This is a genomic window from Niveispirillum sp. CC-CTL257 (assembly GCF_059489915.1).
In genome coordinates this window covers 199204-215547 of record NZ_JCAJXE010000004.1, presented here as the reverse complement: position 1 = coordinate 215547, position 16344 = coordinate 199204, and the positions used below count along the sequence as shown (strand labels likewise).

15 protein-coding genes are annotated in these 16344 nt (G+C 60.1%); 9 read left to right on the top strand and 6 right to left on the bottom strand.

The annotated features are described in order from the left end of the window. Positions 1-2 precede the first annotated feature (2 nt). Positions 3-671 (top strand): GNAT family N-acetyltransferase, encoded by a 669-nt coding sequence (locus ABC729_RS21595; RefSeq protein WP_495609673.1) that lies wholly within the window; start codon positions 3-5, stop codon positions 669-671. Here the strand turns inward: ABC729_RS21595 and ABC729_RS21590 are convergent. Beyond that, positions 648-1166, bottom strand: a complete 519-nt coding sequence (locus ABC729_RS21590) for a glycosyltransferase family A protein (protein WP_495609672.1) — start codon at positions 1164-1166, stop codon at positions 648-650. The genes ABC729_RS21595 and ABC729_RS21590 overlap by 24 nt on opposite strands. 282 nt (positions 1167-1448) lie before the next feature. Between ABC729_RS21590 and ABC729_RS21585 the strand changes: the two genes are divergently transcribed. The 7 genes from ABC729_RS21585 (at position 1449) to ABC729_RS21555 (ending at position 11170) form a co-directional block, all read left to right on the top strand. After that, on the top strand, positions 1449-2186 hold the full coding sequence (locus ABC729_RS21585; protein ID WP_495609671.1) for a cephalosporin hydroxylase family protein: 738 nt from the start codon (positions 1449-1451) through the stop codon (positions 2184-2186). Positions 2187-2190: 4 nt separating this feature from the next. Beyond that, positions 2191-3321 carry a DegT/DnrJ/EryC1/StrS family aminotransferase gene (locus ABC729_RS21580; protein WP_495609670.1) on the top strand — a complete coding sequence of 377 codons (1131 nt, stop codon included), beginning with the start codon at positions 2191-2193 and terminating at the stop codon, positions 3319-3321. A 313-nt stretch (positions 3322-3634) separates the two neighbouring features. Then, entirely contained in the window at positions 3635-5896 is a 2262-nt protein-coding gene (locus ABC729_RS21575; RefSeq protein WP_495609669.1) for a TonB-dependent receptor, read from the top strand. Positions 5897-5899: 3 nt separating this feature from the next. Then, positions 5900-7219: a spinster family MFS transporter gene (locus ABC729_RS21570; protein WP_495609668.1), complete on the top strand. Its 1320-nt coding sequence runs from the start codon at positions 5900-5902 to the stop codon at positions 7217-7219. Then, complete coding sequence (locus ABC729_RS21565; RefSeq protein WP_495609667.1) at positions 7219-8853, top strand: carboxylesterase/lipase family protein; 1635 nt, start codon at positions 7219-7221, stop codon at positions 8851-8853. Before ABC729_RS21570 ends, ABC729_RS21565 begins: the two co-directional genes overlap by 1 nt. Next, the gene (locus ABC729_RS21560; RefSeq protein ID WP_495609666.1) at positions 8853-10424 is read left to right on the top strand and encodes an AMP-binding protein; all 1572 of its coding nucleotides are present in this window, start codon (positions 8853-8855) and stop codon (positions 10422-10424) included. The genes ABC729_RS21565 and ABC729_RS21560 overlap by 1 nt, the downstream gene beginning before the upstream one ends. Positions 10425-10486: 62 nt before the next feature. Then, the gene (locus tag ABC729_RS21555) at positions 10487-11170 is read left to right on the top strand and encodes a TetR/AcrR family transcriptional regulator (RefSeq protein WP_495609665.1); all 684 of its coding nucleotides are present in this window, start codon (positions 10487-10489) and stop codon (positions 11168-11170) included. A 19-nt stretch (positions 11171-11189) separates the two neighbouring features. On the opposite strand, the gene ABC729_RS21550 is transcribed toward ABC729_RS21555, so the two are convergent. The 4 genes from ABC729_RS21550 to ABC729_RS21535 all read right to left on the bottom strand — a co-directional run bounded on the left by ABC729_RS21550 (position 11190) and on the right by ABC729_RS21535 (position 15115). Continuing rightward, positions 11190-12083, bottom strand: a complete 894-nt coding sequence (locus tag ABC729_RS21550; RefSeq protein ID WP_495609664.1) for an SDR family NAD(P)-dependent oxidoreductase — start codon at positions 12081-12083, stop codon at positions 11190-11192. Positions 12084-12231: 148 nt separating this feature from the next. Continuing rightward, the gene (locus tag ABC729_RS21545) at positions 12232-13176 is read right to left on the bottom strand and encodes an endonuclease/exonuclease/phosphatase family protein (RefSeq protein WP_495609663.1); all 945 of its coding nucleotides are present in this window, start codon (positions 13174-13176) and stop codon (positions 12232-12234) included. Between the two features lie 52 nt (positions 13177-13228). Beyond that, the gene (locus ABC729_RS21540; protein WP_495609662.1) at positions 13229-14677 is read right to left on the bottom strand and encodes a hypothetical protein; all 1449 of its coding nucleotides are present in this window, start codon (positions 14675-14677) and stop codon (positions 13229-13231) included. Between the two features lie 78 nt (positions 14678-14755). After that, a complete protein-coding gene (locus ABC729_RS21535; protein WP_495609661.1) occupies positions 14756-15115 on the bottom strand; it encodes a hypothetical protein in 360 nt (119 codons plus the stop codon). A 153-nt stretch (positions 15116-15268) separates the two neighbouring features. Here ABC729_RS21535 and ABC729_RS21530 point away from each other — a divergent pair, with 153 nt between their 5' ends. Further along, a complete protein-coding gene (locus ABC729_RS21530) occupies positions 15269-15541 on the top strand; it encodes a hypothetical protein (protein ID WP_495609660.1) in 273 nt (90 codons plus the stop codon). 133 nt (positions 15542-15674) lie between these two features. Here ABC729_RS21530 and ABC729_RS21525 read toward each other — a convergent pair whose 3' ends face one another. After that, positions 15675-16307: a TetR/AcrR family transcriptional regulator gene (locus tag ABC729_RS21525; protein WP_495609659.1), complete on the bottom strand. Its 633-nt coding sequence runs from the start codon at positions 16305-16307 to the stop codon at positions 15675-15677. Between the last annotated feature and the right edge of the window lie 37 nt (positions 16308-16344).

Below are 16344 nucleotides of genomic sequence, written 5' to 3'. Positions count from 1 at the left end.
AGATGACCTTGAATGTAACCGCGCTGTTGGAAGAGATTAAGAATGGGCGACGCACCAGCATCATTCCTGTTCTGAACGACACCGGGTTACGGATCGGTGAACTGTGCCCGGTGACTGTTGACACTCCCGATGATGCCGCACTGATGGAGGCGATGACACGATGGCGCCAGCGCTTCACGCGGTTCTTCCTGACCCAGTTCGAGGGCAGCCCCACTCTCACCCGACGTTACCTTTCGGATATTGTCCTGAAGAATGAGGACCGTATCCTTTTCATCTTGTCCGACGAAGCCGGGCGACGCGTTGGACATATGGGCTTGGCGAATATTGGGGGGGGCGCTGCCGAACTGGATAATTTTCTGCGGGGTGAGAGTGGGGGTGACGCCAACCTGGTCCTTCACGCAGAGCGGGCTTTGCTATCGTGGGCCAACCGGGATTTGAAAGTGACGCGTTTCACAGCGAAGGTTCTATCGTTCAACTGGCTGGTGCTGGACCTTCACAAGGAGATTGGATTCCACGAGGTTGAGCGATTGCCGTTGTTCAAAACTGTCCGTGATGGCGTAACTGAACATCATGTCATCACCAACGGCCAAGCAAACGTCTCGTATACCTATGTCAGCATGCAAATGGTTGCCGGCGACCTGCAGATCTCACGGCCATTTAAAATCGGCTAATTTTATGGGATCGTCAATATTACTGATAACATATTTGCGATATAGACCGATGTGTGCACTCATATCATGTCTATTAAAATGATCAAAGAAACTAAGAAATTCTTGTAAACTTGACACAAGATCCATCGTACCCGTAAACGACAGCCCTGTTTCCTTTCCAGAAATCTCATCATACATTACCAGAGGCGTGAAGATTGCCGAGACCCCTGGCATCGTCTCCATTCGCATGACCGCGGCAGCAAGTGCGTCAGGAATAAGGTAATCATCGTCGCACAATATGACGGAATATTTTCCCCGACTTAATCTAAGGGCGCAGCACAAATTTTCATAGGCCGGTACGGGATAGCGCTGCCTATGGTACGAAACCGGGAAACCGGACGTGTTGAAATACTCAACAATATGAGGCGTTTTATCAGAAGAAGCGTTATCCGATACGACCACCTCAATTTCAAAAGGAAAATACGAATATTGTATATGTGATAGGCATTGCTTCAAAATGCAGACCTATTGAAAGTGGGAACACAAATGCTGAGAATGGACCTGGAGATTTTCATTAAAACATCTTTCTCACCATTTAAAGACCTAAAAGACATATTGTCTCTAGCGATCACTTACCGTGAAATATATTATTCACGTCTTGGCACGGCGCATCCAGGTAAGGAGCCAAGCTCGAACAAAATACAACGTTCCCGCTGCCGTTGATTTTGATTATCGAAGGAAGGAAAAGTATATAACAATCCACTTGCCAAGAACAACGGCGGACGGATTGGGGCCAGAATGATCAACCATCAGCAATTCATGCAAGAGCGTCGGGAAGATGCGGAACGTATGGCCGCTGACCCGGACGTCCGGCGCAGTGCCATCGACTTCATCATTAAGACCGCCCCCTATCGCTACACCTATAATTTCAGCTGGATGGGTCGACCCATCATCCAGTTCCCGCAGGACATGGTCGCCATGCAGGAACTGATCTGGCAGGTGCAGCCGGATCTGATCGTGGAAACCGGGGTAGCGCATGGCGGCTCGATAATCTTCTACGCGTCCTTAATGCGGATGATGGGCGTGGAGGGTAAGGTCATCGGGATCGATATCGATATTCGTTCCCATAACCGTGCGGCCATCGAAGCTCACCCGATGGCCCCTTATATCCACCTTATCCAGGGATCATCCATCGATCCGGAAACGGTAGCTCGCGTCCAGGAATATGCAGCAGCCTTCAAGCGTGTGATGGTGATTCTGGATAGCAACCACACGCATGATCATGTACTGGCGGAACTGGAGGCCTACAACTCACTCGTCAAAGGTGGCTCATACCTCGTCGTCTTCGACACGGTAGTGGAGGACATGCCTGCCGGCTGGTTCCCTGACCGGCCTTGGGATGTGGGCAACAACCCAAAGACTGCGGTCCATGCCTTCTTGAAAGAAAATGACCGTTTCGAGATCGACCAGGACATGGATAACAAACTGGCGATCTCTGTAGCGCCGAACGGCTATCTGCGTTGCGTGAAGGATTGATGCGATGCGCAAAAAGATACCCGTCGCCGGGCCATGGGTGACCGATAAGGAAGTTGCCTATGTTGCGGATGCTGCGGCCAACGCATGGTATGAGAACGCGAACAGCTTCAACAACCGATTCGAGGCGTTATTCGCGGAATATTGCGGAACGGAATTCGCCATTTCTCTTCCGCATTGTACCGCAGCCCTCCATCTCTCACTGCTGGCCCTGGGTGTCGGGCCGGGAGACGAAGTGATCCTACCGGACGCCACCTGGATCGCTTCTGCAGCGCCGGTATCGCAAGTTGGCGCCACACCGGTCTTTGTGGATGTCGATCCGGTGACATGGTGTATGGACGCCGATGCCCTCGCTGCCGCAATCACCCCGCGGACCAAGGCCATCATCCCCGTGGATCTTTACGGCAGCATGCCGGACATGGCGGCACTGCTGGCGGTCGCGGAACGGCATGGTATCCCAGTGATCGAGGACGCAGCCGAAGCGTTGGGTTCTGAATATGACGGGCGGAAGGCCGGAAGCTTCGGTCGGACCGGCGTTTTCAGCTTTCATGGCTCCAAGACCCTTACTACCGGCGAAGGCGGCATGCTGGTCACAAGCGACCGGGCCTTGCGTGACCGAATCTTATTCCTGCGCGACCATGGGCGGGTGCCCGGTGATGTCCAATTCTATAATGCTGAGGTCGCTTACAAGTACAAGATGTCCGCCCTGCAAGCCGCCTTCGGCTTGGCCCAGCTGGAACGGGTGGAAGACCTGATCGCCCGCAAACGGCAGATATTCGACTGGTACAAACAGCGTCTGGGCCCGGTGAATGGTCTGGTCCTGAACGCGGAACCTGCCAGCGTGAAGAACAGCTATTGGATGGTCACCATCCTGGTTCATGCCGACCTGGGTATCGACAAGAATACCCTGATGAAGGCGCTGGCGGAGCGGTATATCGACAGCCGTCCCTTCTTCCATCCATTGTCCAGTCTGCCTGCCTATACCGCCTTGCCGGGGGTGGAAACGGCCAGGAAGCAGAACCGGATCTCATACGATATCGGCGCGCGCGGCGTGAACTTGCCGTCAGGTTTCAATTTGACCGAGGAGGATGTCGATTACGTCTGCGCCTGCGTCATTGATATCCTTAAGCAGGGCTGAAACCTTCGCCAGAGCCCCCCTGCCCTTGCGGTAATACCGACGGTCAAATGTTTGACCGTCGGACGGCGGTGACCACCGTCGCGCGCCACGTGGCGCACGCCCGAGCTCATGGATGTGGGTGCCGACGGTATAAAACGACGCCAGCAGTCCCCTGGATTGCTGGCTTTCCTTTTGTCTCGAAGGGGCACCGGTATCCTGAAAATAATATTCACACACATGATAGTGAATGTTGACTCCAGTAAGGCCTTGCCCCATTCTTTCCCTCAAGCACGCTGGCGATAATGACCGGCGGCCAATAGGGAGAACGCTTCACATGAGGGCCAAGCTGCTCGCGTCCGCCTGCGCGGTCGCGCTGACCACGATTTCGACCCACGCCATGGCGCAGGACACGGCGCCAGCCCGCAAGGCCGCGACACAGGAAGACGCGCTGCAGGAAATCATCGTCACCGCCACCCGCCGCGCCCAGAATATCAGCGAGGTGCCGCTGTCTATCACCGCCTTCTCGCAAGAAGACCTGAACATCAAGGGTGTGGTCGGGTATGAGGGATTGGCGCGGGAGACGCCGGGCGTCGTGCTGAACCGGCCCAGCGCCAATTTCAACAATTTTACGGCGCGCGGTATCGCCACCAATGGCTATGGTGCCAACCTGCAAAGCACGGTGGCCGTCTATATCGACGAACTGCCCATTTCCACCATTGGTAACACCACCGTGCTGGACCCGACCCTTTTCGATGTTGAGCGGGTGGAGTTCCTGCGCGGGCCGCAGGGAACCCTGTTCGGTTCCGGCTCTCTGTCGGGTGCCATGCGCGTCCTGACAAAGAGCCCGGATCTTCGGAAATTCGATGCCGCCGGGCAAACGGATTTCGGCCTGACCGGGTCAGACAGTCTGCGCCAGCGCTACAACGTCATGCTGAACACACCGCTGGTGGAGGATGAGCTGGCGCTGCGCGTCGTCGGCTTCTACCGGCATGAGGAAGGCTATCTCGACAATGTCGGGACAGGCATCCACAATTCCAACACGCTGGAAAGCTGGGGCGGGCGCGCCATCCTGCAATGGAAACCGTCGGACCGGATGTCAGTGCGTCTGCTGGCCTCACGCGAGGACAGCAACCCGCGCGACAGTTCGCTGACCAGCCCATCGCTGGGCAAGGAGAAACGCATCTCCGACCGGCCCGACCTCTATTCCGGCGTGCTGACCACCTACAACGCCACCATCGATTATCAATTCGATGGCGCCAAGCTGACCAGTTCATCGACCTATTCCACCTTCGATCAGAAATTCTGGGTCGATCTGGCCGGCACCTTCAATCAGGCCATCGCCTTTGGCCTGGATGCCAATGGCTATCAGGACACGTTTGTGGAAGAGGTGCGGCTGGCATCCGATCCCGGTGGGGATTGGGACTGGACCATCGGTGGCTTCTATCTGGATCGCCGGCACGACGTTGATTATTTTTATCGGTCATCGCCGGCCTTCCTGGCCGCGCGCCGCATCACCGGTCTGCCGGACGAATACTACCAGCGCCAATATGTCCACACGATCTCGCACGAGCTGGCCGGGTTCGGTGAGCTGACCTATCACGTGAATGAGAAATTCTGGCTGACGGGCGGTCTGCGCTATGGCCGCCTGGATGCGCAGGGCTTTACAGAGGGCGGGTATAATTCCGCCTATCTGACCTGGGCCCTGACGGGACAGTCCGGGCAGTTGGCCATGGTGCCTATCGCGCCGGTGGAGGGCGTGAAGGCCAAGGGCTCCAAGCCCTCCTACAAGGTCAGTGCGTCTTATCGTGCCAATGATGCCATCACCACCTATGCCAGCGTTTCCACCGGTTTCCGGGCACCCGTCGTCAATGCCTATGCGGGGCGGCCCAGCGTGGTGAATGCCAATGACCTGATCATCCCCTATGGCGCCAGTTCCGACGATCTGACGAATTATGAGCTGGGGTTGAAGGGCCGCTGGCTGAACGGCAAGCTGACGGCACATTTGGCCGCCTATTACATCGACTGGAAGAACATCCAGGTACAGGCCAACCGCACGTCGGACAGCGTGCAGTTCGCCACCAATATTGGGGCAGCGCGCAGCAAGGGCATTGAGTTCGAAATCGCCGCCGTGCCGGCCACGGGCCTGACCATCGGGCTGAACGGATCGGTCAATGACGCCAAGGTGACGAAGCTGTCGGCGGCGGAGGCGGCCATTTCCGGGGCGGTGAAGGGTGCCCGCCTGTCATCCCCTCGCTTCCAGGGATCGGTCTTCGCCCAGTACTGGTTCAATCTGGTGCCGGAGCTGGATGCCTTCACCACCGCCAACTGGCAGCATGTGGGCTCCTTCCCCTCCTCCTTCCCCAATGTGCCGGGGGCCCCGAACCGGGTCAGCCCGACCTATGGCAAGACCGACAGCTACAGCAACGTCAATGCCAGCTTCGGGGTGACCAAGGGGGGCTGGACGGCCACCGCCTATGTGGAAAACCTGTTCGACGATCATTCGATCACCTACATCCACCCGGAGGCCTTCCTGGCCAGCCGCTTCGGCACGATGCGGCCGCGCACCGTGGGTGTGCGCATCGGCTATGAGTATTAAGCCATGAAGGCCGCCCCCACCCCCTTGCAAGCGCCGGCGGCCCACCCGCCGCCGGACGCCCGCGCCTGGTACGTGCTGGCAGCACTCTGCTTCGTCTATGTGCTGAACTTCCTGGACCGGCAGTTGCTGTCGATCCTGGCAAAGCCCATCCAGGATGATCTGGGTGTCACCGACGGACAGTTGGGCCTGATCAGCGGGCTTTATTTCGCGCTGTTCTACTGCACCATCTCCATCCCCGTGGCCTGGCTGGCCGACCGGGCGAACCGGGTGAAAGTGCTGTCCATCGCGTGTGCCCTGTGGAGTGCGGCGACGGTCGCTTGCGGCCTATCCGCCACATATCCGCAGCTGGTGGCCGCCCGCATGGCGGTGGGGGTGGGAGAGGCCGGGGGCGTTCCCCCCTCCTACGCCATCATCACCGACTATTTCGCACCGGGCCGGCGGGGTACCGCCCTGGGCCTGTTCAATCTGGGGCCGCCGCTGGGTCAAGCGATGGGCGTGGCGTTTGGAGCCTCGATCGCCGCCGCCTATAGCTGGCGCAGCGCCTTTGTCGTGCTGGGCGTGGTGGGCATCGTGGCGGCGGTGATCGTGTGGCTGACCATCAAGGAGCCCAGGCGCGGCGGGTTGGACCAGCCGGCGGCAGGCACGGCACCCGCCCCGATGGAAAAGGCTGGGTTCATGGAAACCGTCTCCATGTTCTTCCGCCGCAAGGACCTGCTGCTGCTGTCACTGGCCTGCGGAGCGACGCAGTTCGTCACCTATGCGGTGATGAATTTCACCGTCCTGTTGCTGATGCGGGAAAAGGGGATGAGCCTGCAGGAGGTGGCGCTTTACTATGCGCTGCTGATCGGGGTGGGTATCAGCCTGGGCATGTATGTGTCGGGCCGGCTGATCGACCGGTACTCTGTGCGATACCGGCAGGCCTATGCCCTGATCCCCGCCGTGGGTCTGGTGGGGGCGGTGCCGTTCTTCGCGGGTTTCGTGTGGGCACCGGGCTGGGAACTGGCGCTGTTGTTCCTGATCGGGCCGACCTTCTTCAATTATTTCTACCTGTCGCCCGCCGTGGCCCTGGTGCAGGAGGCGGTAAGGCCCAATCAGCGGGTGATGTCGGGGGCTCTGCTGCTGCTGGTCATGAACCTGATCGGGCTGGGGCTTGGTCCCACCTACCTGGGCGCGGCCAGTGATTATTTCCGGACCGCAAACCCCGACAATTCCCTGCAACTGGCCTTTTACACCCTGATCCCCTTCTATTTCCTGGCCATCGGCATGTTCCTGATGCTGGGGCGGGTATTGAAGGGCATGGCAAACCGGAATGGAGGCCGCTGATGCGCCTTTCCCTTCGTCTGGGCGCCTGTGCGGCGGCCACGTTTCTGTCCTTTGCCGTGGTGGCGCAGGAAAATCCCACAATCACCGCCCCGGCAGGCACCGTCGCCGGCCGTGCCAAGGACGGGGTGAATGTTTTCAAGGGCATTCCCTATGCCCTACCACCCGTGGGTGAACGCCGCTGGAAAGCACCGGAACCGTTGCCCGCCTGGACCGGGGTCCGCGATGCGGGCGAACCCGGACGCGCCTGTGTGCAGCCGCGCCCGCGTCTGGCCAGCATCTATGCCAACCCGCCCAAGGAGATGGGGGAGGACTGCCTTTCCCTGAACATCTGGGCACCGCAGGGGGCCAAGAATGCCCCCGTGCTGGTCTGGATCCATGGCGGATCGCTAACCGGCGGATATGGGCATGAGGAGATGTATGACGGATCGGCGCTGGCAAAACAGGGGCTGGTCGTTGTCTCCATTAATTACCGGCTGGGCATCCTGGGCTATCTGGCGCATCCGGGGTTGAGTGCAGAAAACCCCGACGAGATTTCGGGCAATTACGGCCTGCTGGACCAGATCGCGTCCCTGCGCTGGGTACGCGACAATATCGGCGCCTTTGGCGGCGATGCCAGCAATGTCACGGTGGCGGGGGAGTCCGCCGGTGCCCTGTCGGTCATGTATCTGATGGCCTCACCCCAGGCCAAGGGCCTGTTCGGCAAGGCCATCGCGCAAAGCGCCTATATGATCTCCACGCCGGAGCTGAAACAGCCCCGTAACGGGGAATTCGCGGCGGAGGGGATTGGCACCTATGTGGCGGGCAAGGTGGGGGCCGCCGATGTCGCCGCCTTGCGTGCCATGGATGCGGAGACCCTGACGGCGGAAGCGGTCAAGGCCGGGTACATCCCCTTCGGCACCGTTGATGGCAAGGTGCTGCCGGCGCAGTTGGTCGAGATTTTCGATAAGGGGCAGCAGGCGCCGGTGCCCATTCTGACCGGGTTCAACAGCGGTGAAATCCGCTCCCTGCGGTTCCTGCTGCCGCCCAAGCCCGCCGATGGGGCGGCCTATGAGGCGATGATCCGCGAGCGGTATGGCGATCTGGCCGACCTGTTCCTGCGGCTCTACCAGGCCAGCAATGTCGAAGAAAGCATGCTGGCCACCACGCGCGACGCGCTCTATGGCTGGACCTCGGAACGGCTGGCCCGCAACCAGACGGCCCTGGGGCAGAGCGCCTATCTCTACATCTTCGACCATGGCTATCCGGCGGCGGACGAACATGGGCTGCACGCCTTCCACGCCGCTGAAATCCCCTATGTTTTCGGCACCGCCGACCGCACCCCGCCGCTGTGGCCCAAAGTGCCGGACAATGCCGCCGAACGCCGATTGTCGGCGGCGATGAACAGTTATTGGGCCAGCTTTGCCCGCACCGGCACACCCGTGGCCGACGGGCAACCGGCGTGGCCGGTTTTTGGCAAGGATGAAGCCTATATGGCCTTTGCCGGTACGCCGAAGCCCGGGGTGCGGATGCGGCCGGGCATGTTCGCCCTGCATGAAACCGCCGTCTGTCGCCGCCGGGCAGCGGGCACCATGGCCTGGAACTGGAATACCGGCGTCGCCTCACCCGTGCTGCCGTCAAAGGGGAATGTCTGCTGATGCTGGACGGAATCATGCAGGATTTCCCCCTGACGCTGGATCAGTTCCTGCGTCATGCCGCCAAATGGCATCCCGATGCCCAATTGGTGACGGCCCGCGACGGGGGGGAACCGAGCCGCGTCGGCTATGCTGCGCTGTTGGACCGAAGCTTGCGCGTCACCGCCATCCTGGCCGGGCGCGGCATGCGCCGGGGCGACCGGGTGGCGACGCTGGCCTGGAACAGTCAGGCCCATGTGGAGGTCTGGTACGCCATCATGGGGGCGGGGGCCGTGTGCCACACGCTGAACCCCCGCCTGACGGCGCCCCAGCTGGCGTCCATGCTGGACCAGTCGCAGGCGCGTATCCTGGTGGTCAGTGCCGACCTGGTGCCGCTGGCCCGGCAGGTGGCGACGCTGGCATCCGGTATCGCCCATGTGCTGGTCATTGATGGCGAGGCACCCGCCGATTGGGACTTGGCCACCGCGCTGGAGCCGCTGGTCGACGGGACGTCACGGGATGCGGCGTGGGGCGGGTTCGCGGAAACCGCACCGTCGGGCCTGTGCTTCACGTCGGGCACAACGGGTGCGCCCAAGGGAGTGACCTATACCCACCGGTCCAGCTTCCTGCACACACTCAAACTGCTGCAGACCGATGTCATGGCCCTGTCGGGGCGCGACAGCGTGCTGGTGGCCGTACCCATGTTCCATGCCAACGCCTGGGGCCTGCCCTTTGCCGTGCCGGCGGTGGGCGGGCGGCTGGTACTGCCGGGCCGCAACACGGACGGGGCCAGCCTGGCCCGGCTGATCGCGTCGGAGCAGGTCACGGTGGGCGTTGGTGTACCCACCGTCTGGCTGGGCCTTGTGGAGCATCTGGACGCGACGGGTGGGGAATTACCCAGCCTGAAACGGGTCATTGTCGGCGGCTCCCCCCTGCCCCCGGCCCTGATGGAACGGATTGAGCGGCGTCTGGGCGTGATCGTGCAAACAAGCTGGGGCATGACCGAACTGTCCCCGTCCGGCACGGTCGCCCCCGCCAATGACCCGGTGCGCGATGCCGCCCTGGCGGGCCGGCCGTCGGTCGGGGTAGACCTGCTGCTGACCGACGCGGATGGCAAACCGTTGCCGCAGCAGCGGGACGCAGAGGGACATTTGCGGGTGCGCGGCGTGGCCGTCATCGACCGTTATTTCGGACAGGAGGCACCGGCCACCGATGAAAATGGCTGGTTTCCCACCGGCGATCTGGCCCGCATCGACGGGGCCGGCAATCTGATGATCACGGGCCGGGCCAAGGACCTGATCAAATCAGGGGGCGAATGGATCAATCCGGCGGAGATTGAGGCCCTGGTCGGCGCGCTGCCGCAGGTGTCGCTGGTCGCGGTCATCGGCCGGTCACACCCCAAATGGGGCGAACGGCCCATCCTGCTGGTGGAGACGCGGGACAAGATCGATGATGACGGGCTGCTGGCCCCGCTGCGGGGCAAGGTGGCCCCCTGGTGGCTGCCCGATGCCGTCATCCGGTTGGATGCCATGCCGCTGGCGGGAACCGGCAAGATCGACAAAATCCGCCTGCGGGTTCAATATGGCGGCGGATGAAAGGGCGGAGGCGCACCACGCGTCACCCGTCGCGGTACAGGCTTTGACGGAAAGACGAACTGGTGTCTGAACAGGTGAAATCCCGCCGGCGCTCCACCAAGGCAGAGCAGCGCGCGGAGATGATGGAACAGATCCTCGACGAGGCCGAGTACCTTTTCTCCAAGCACGGTCTCTATGGCGTCACGCTAAAGGACGTGGCGCAGCGGGTGGGCGTGCACCACACTCTGCTGAACTATTATTTCGAGGATAAGAAGAAGCTGTTCGACGCCGTTTTCGCCCGCCGCGCGTCCGTAACCAGCGAACGGCGGATGACGGTGCTGGACGAATATGAGAAGGCGACCAATGGGAGGCCCACGGTGGAAGGGGCGTTGCACGCCTTCCTGGACACCGACCTTGACCTTTATATTGAGGGCGGCGAGGGCTGGAAGAATTATGCGGCCCTGGGTGCCCAAGTCGCCAACACCCCTGAATGGGGCGCCGAACTGATGGACAAGCATTTCGATCCGGTCGTCCTGCGCCTGATCGACCTGCTGAAGAAGGCCCTGCCCGGCTGTGCCGAAGAGGATATTTTCTGGGGCTATCACTTCGTCACGGGCGCGCTGCTGCTGACCCTGGCGCGCACAGGGCGCATCGACAAGCTGTCGGGCGGTCTGTGCAAGTCCGACGATTTCGCCGCCGTGAAGGCCCGCATGGCCGCCTTCATGGCCGCCGGCTTCAAAGAGGTTTGCAAGGTGCGGGAGGGGTGATCCCCCTCCCGCCGCGAGGTCAGCGGGCCACGGCCATGACCGGCTGGCTCCAGCCGCTGGCCGCCAGTTCACGTTCAGCCTGCATGAAGCCATATCCGGGCACGATCTCCCCGGTGCGGTCCGTCACTTCCGCCAGACGCTCCACCACCTGCCCCCCAACCTCCGGCCCGCTGCCGATATAGCGACCCGGGGTCAGGGTGATGTTAGCCGCCGCGAAATTACCGCCGCCGGCGCACAGGATGGTCCGCGTCGGAGCGTCATCGCAGACCAGCGGCAGCAGGGCCGGACTGACCAGCGACGGGTGCAGCCGTTCCAGACTGTCGCCCGACAGCACCCCATCGGTCATCTGTGTCGCCGCCGTGGGCGCCAGACAATTGACGCGGATGCCATATTTCTCCCCCTCGATGGCCAGCGTCTGCATCAGACCAACCAGCGCCATCTTGGCGGCACCATAATTGGCCTGCCCAAAATTGCCATAGAGGCCGGAGGAAGAGGTGGTCATGACGATGCGGCCATGGCGCTGGGTCCGCATGATCTCCCACACCGCCTTGGTACAGATGACAGCGCCCATCAGGTGCACATCCAGGACGATGCGGAAATCATCCAGCCCCATCTTGGCGAAGCTTTTGTCACGAAGGATGCCGGCATTATTGACCAGGATGTCGATCCGGCCCCATTCCGCCATGGTGCGGGAGACCAGGGCCGCCACCGCCGCCTCATCCGTCACCGATCCGGCAATGGCCATGGCATCGCCGCCGGCCGCCGCAATCTCCACCGCCACGCTATTGGCCGCTTCCTGGCTCAAATCATTGACGACAACCTTGGCCCCTTGCCGGGCCAGGAACAGGGCGTGTTGCCGCCCCAACCCGCCGCCCGCGCCCGTGACAATCGCGATCCGTCCCTTCAACGCCATTTTGCAGCACCTCCCTGTTTATATGCGCTGCATCAATATAGCGGATTAGATTTTCACTCACAAGATAGTGAATGTCTGCAATTGCTGAAGGCGATCAAATCAGCGGTCATGCCCTGCCCCGGAACAATGTCACATCGACCGTCCGGTGTCAGACCCGCATGACCAGGGGGATACATGCAGAGATCGGATAATGATCGGAAATATCCACAGCCCCTTTCGTTCCCCCATAGCGCCAGTCATCATAGACATGGAACGATGCGTCCTCGATCCCGATATTAGCTACAAACAGATAATCCAGCCGGCTCGGCGTCTGGTCATTGGGATCGAACAAGGGGATAAGAGTGTTGCGCTGAGGGTCCGACGTAATGAGCGGGTGTTGCGCCCGATCGGGGTAAAGCGTAGCAGCCAAGTCGATACACCGGCAGGCACCCAACTCGCGGGACAAGAAAATATACTCACCAGCATGATTGCCCGATGGCGTTTCAGCGATGACATTGAAGTCGCCGGCAACCACAAGCGGCAAAAGCGATGCATCCGGTACAGGCAGTGAAAATTTGAACCGGTTCAAAGCGCCGACAAGATCGCTGATATTGTCCGACCGCAACAGAACGGCCCCATCGTCGTTGCCCGCCTGCGTGTGTGTATTCAGGACCAGCAGCGGATAGTGACCATCAGTCCCTTGCACGTTAACAAGCGCACAAAGCACTCCCTTCTCGGCAAATTTGTCATCGCCGGTCAACTTCCCGAACGCCTCGAAGCCGCTAGTGGCAATCGGGTGTTTGCTCAGGAGCAACAGGCCGGATCCAATCTGCTTGGCTGAGAAGTGCAGATGATCACCAAACGGCTTGTAGTAGGAGTATGGGTAGAGATTGTTGAGATTATGCGTCAGTCTGTCTTTAAAACCGTCGCTCCAGATTTCCTGCAGGCAGACAATATCAGCATTGCTGTTGACCAATGCCTGTTCCAGCGCCGTCAGACGCTGTTCGTCATCATGAATGATTGTTGCAACCAACCCCATGGCGCTCACGGTCAGGGAAGACAGACCGCCAAATAGGTGAACATTGTAGCTGATGACTTTCACAGCGACGGGCATTTGAATTCTCCGGCTAGAGATGGAACGACGGTACTGTTGCCGAGGCCTGACCTCAGAACCGGTCCGACAATTTGTTGATGAAGAAGTCAGGCGTATCCATGCCGCTGTTATGAAAGCCGATATCCCCCGTAATCCGGTCCAGGGCGATATAGGCACCCGCCCCGACATTGCCGGGGACCTTCTTCCACAGCGACCAGGCGATCTTGCCCGGCGCGCTGTAGACGACCAGATTGCCATCAGTCTCCATGACAACCCGCCACGCGGTTTGTCCGGCCGTACCCGTACTCCACCGCTCCTGCGGAAAATCGCCCGCGATCTTGTACAGCACCAGATTGCCGTCAGGCCGGTAGTAGAGCTTGTAGGGAGAGGAACCGACCGTCTTGAGCCCGGTGCCAAATCCCCGGCCTATTTCAATGGCAGGGTCAATCACCTTATCCCGGACTAGTTTTTCCCCTTCACGAAGGGCGTCACTGGCCAGGGTGCCGAGACCGCCGCCGCCCGCATCCCTTTCGTCATCGACAAGCCTGGATTTCTGGGGGGACTGGTCATTGTCGATCCGGGTTGACGTGGACACCTGCGTGGGAAGGTCGGTGCGTGCGCCGGTTACTGGTTGCGTGGGTTCATCGGTACGGATTGGGCCTTGATCGGCACCTTTCCGCCGGCCATCGCCTTCACTGCCATAATTGACGGTCTGAATATCCAACGAGTCGCCGGGTTCAAGATATTCCCCGACCGCCAGCACACTACCCACCATATTGGAGAATATCTGCCAGCCCAGTGACCGGTTCGCCTGATCCGGACGGTCGGGCTCTGCACGAACGATCTCCTGGTCCTCGACGATCCAGGAATGCCCGCTATTGCTGTTGAAACATGTCATGCGGGAGAAATCGGTTGTGGCAATGAACAGCGTAATGTCCGCCACGTCCTCGACAATGGCCATAAATTGGCTGGGGTTGGACAGGTTCATCAGGTTGGTCATGAAACTTTTGGCCGTGCCGGCATATCCGGCCGTGCGGACGAGATCGTCGCTGGTGCCCGGTCCGGCGGTGTCCTTCACTGCTTGCGTGAACGCAACTGGAACATCGGATTTGATCTTGTCGAACGGGTTGATCACTTTCTCATTGATCATCCGCATTTCGCCACGTGGAACCGTAACCGCCATGCGCCGGAACAGGTCGGCCACGTAGTCTTGCTGCTTCTCGAATTCCTTGCGCTTCAATGCATCCATGGCGCTATAGATCTTCCGCGCCTTGCCGAACGCGGAATAAAGGGTACGTGCGCTGTTGATCGTGCGCGTCAGTTTCGATGCCTGGGACGCCACAACCGCCCCGCCGGATGCCGCCTTGGTGGGCATCAACGCCGACAACACGGCGGAACTGACAAAGGAGAAGCCGATATCGGCGACAGACCAATCCTTGTTCGGTGTTGCCATTACCAGCACGTCATAGGCGCTGTGATTGGTAACATGGATGAGTTTGCGTGACTCAAGGCGGACGTCCATGATAGCGACCTCATGTATCTTGGGTTGTGGCGTGCGGGGCGGCGCGGACGGTGATCCATCGACACCCCGCCTTAGCCGTTACTTCTTGAAGGCCCGGAACGTGAACTTGGCGTTCCCACCGGAAGAACCACCGGCATTGCCGTCCAACCCGTACTTTCCATTGTCCGGACTGATCATGTGCGTCTCCCAGGTCGGACCCACGAACGGGTTCGCCCAATGCAGGCGATAGACGCTCTTGTCAGCATCCGTGTATTCCACGGTCGCCTCAGCGCCGGTCATGATACCATCGGAGCCGGTTTCCCAGTTGCCAGTTTCGCCGTCATGCAATTCGCCCGGCGGATTGATCAGGTATTCGCCATGTTGAGCGAACTTCCGGTAAAATGTTAGAGTGCGACCGGTATTGTTCTTGAACTCCACATTGCACTGACGCGCAGCCATATTGGCCTCCTACTTGTCTGATATTTCTATGGAGCCGCCGTTTCATCACGACGACTAAAGGGATAATTTCATATTAAATCCAACTGACCTATACCACTGGCTGCGTATTGCTTACTGTCGGCCCGACGCTGTCTTCCTCTGTTTGCGGGAAGGATGCTGGCGACCAAGCTTGGGGAACCTTGCCATGATCCTGGACCTTGCCCGCCAAGGGCTATCCGCTGGCACCACCGTGAGAAAGCTCAGCACCTTCTGAGCAAAACCATCCATCAGATCCGGCGTGCCCTCCATCAGGATCAGTTCAGCCACCAATTCTGGATGCTGATCAATCCGGCAGGCCGTCAGGATGATGGAACGCTGGCTGTCAGCCAGATGACGTATCGCCTTCGCGAACGCTCGCCGGGTCGGGGAATTCTTCTGAAAACTTAATAAATTAAGCCGTATCGGCACGGGCAGCCTGCAACACTGAAAGCTGCTTCGTAAGAGCCATCAATCTCGCATCAGCCAGCAACAATCAGATCACGGAGACCACTTCAGGGCAGCCCGTGACGCAAGGAAAGGATCACAGCTTCAGCCGCGTGAAGGCGCCAGCAACGAAGGCATCCACCCAGCCCTCGCACATGGCGACACCCTCCTCCACACTGAAGTTGGTGGGATTGAGACACCAGGTCAGCCAGAGCCCATCCAACAAGGCGTTCAATGCCGTAGCAGCGGCCTGGATATTCATCGATGGCAGGCCGCTCTCCGATGCCAGAGCCCCCAGGTGACGCTCCAACACCTGCCGATACTGGCCGTAGGTGCGCTGCTGCACGGCCTGCATATCCTCTGAATGGCGGACCATGCTCCAGAACACCACCCAGACGCCCAGCATATTGGGGTCCAATACGGCGGGGCCAAAGCTTTCCTGGATGAAACGGCTCAGGCTTTCGCGTGGGGTGGCGCCGGTTTCCGCACGCTTCAGCAGGCTGGCAGCGATGCCGCCCGACAGCATCTCATAGGCATGGCTGATCAACTGATCGATACTGGGATAGTAGTGATTGATCAGGCCGATGGAGACATCGGCAGCCGCTGCGATTTTGCGTACCGAAACACCGGCATGGCCATGTTGGGCGAGGCAGCGCAGGGTGGCCTCGACCAGATGCTCCCGGCGCATTTCCGGCTGGATGCGGGAAAATTTGCGGGTCGGCGCGGCCATCGCCACTCTCCTTGCTGAAGGGCCGGTCTGTTTATCA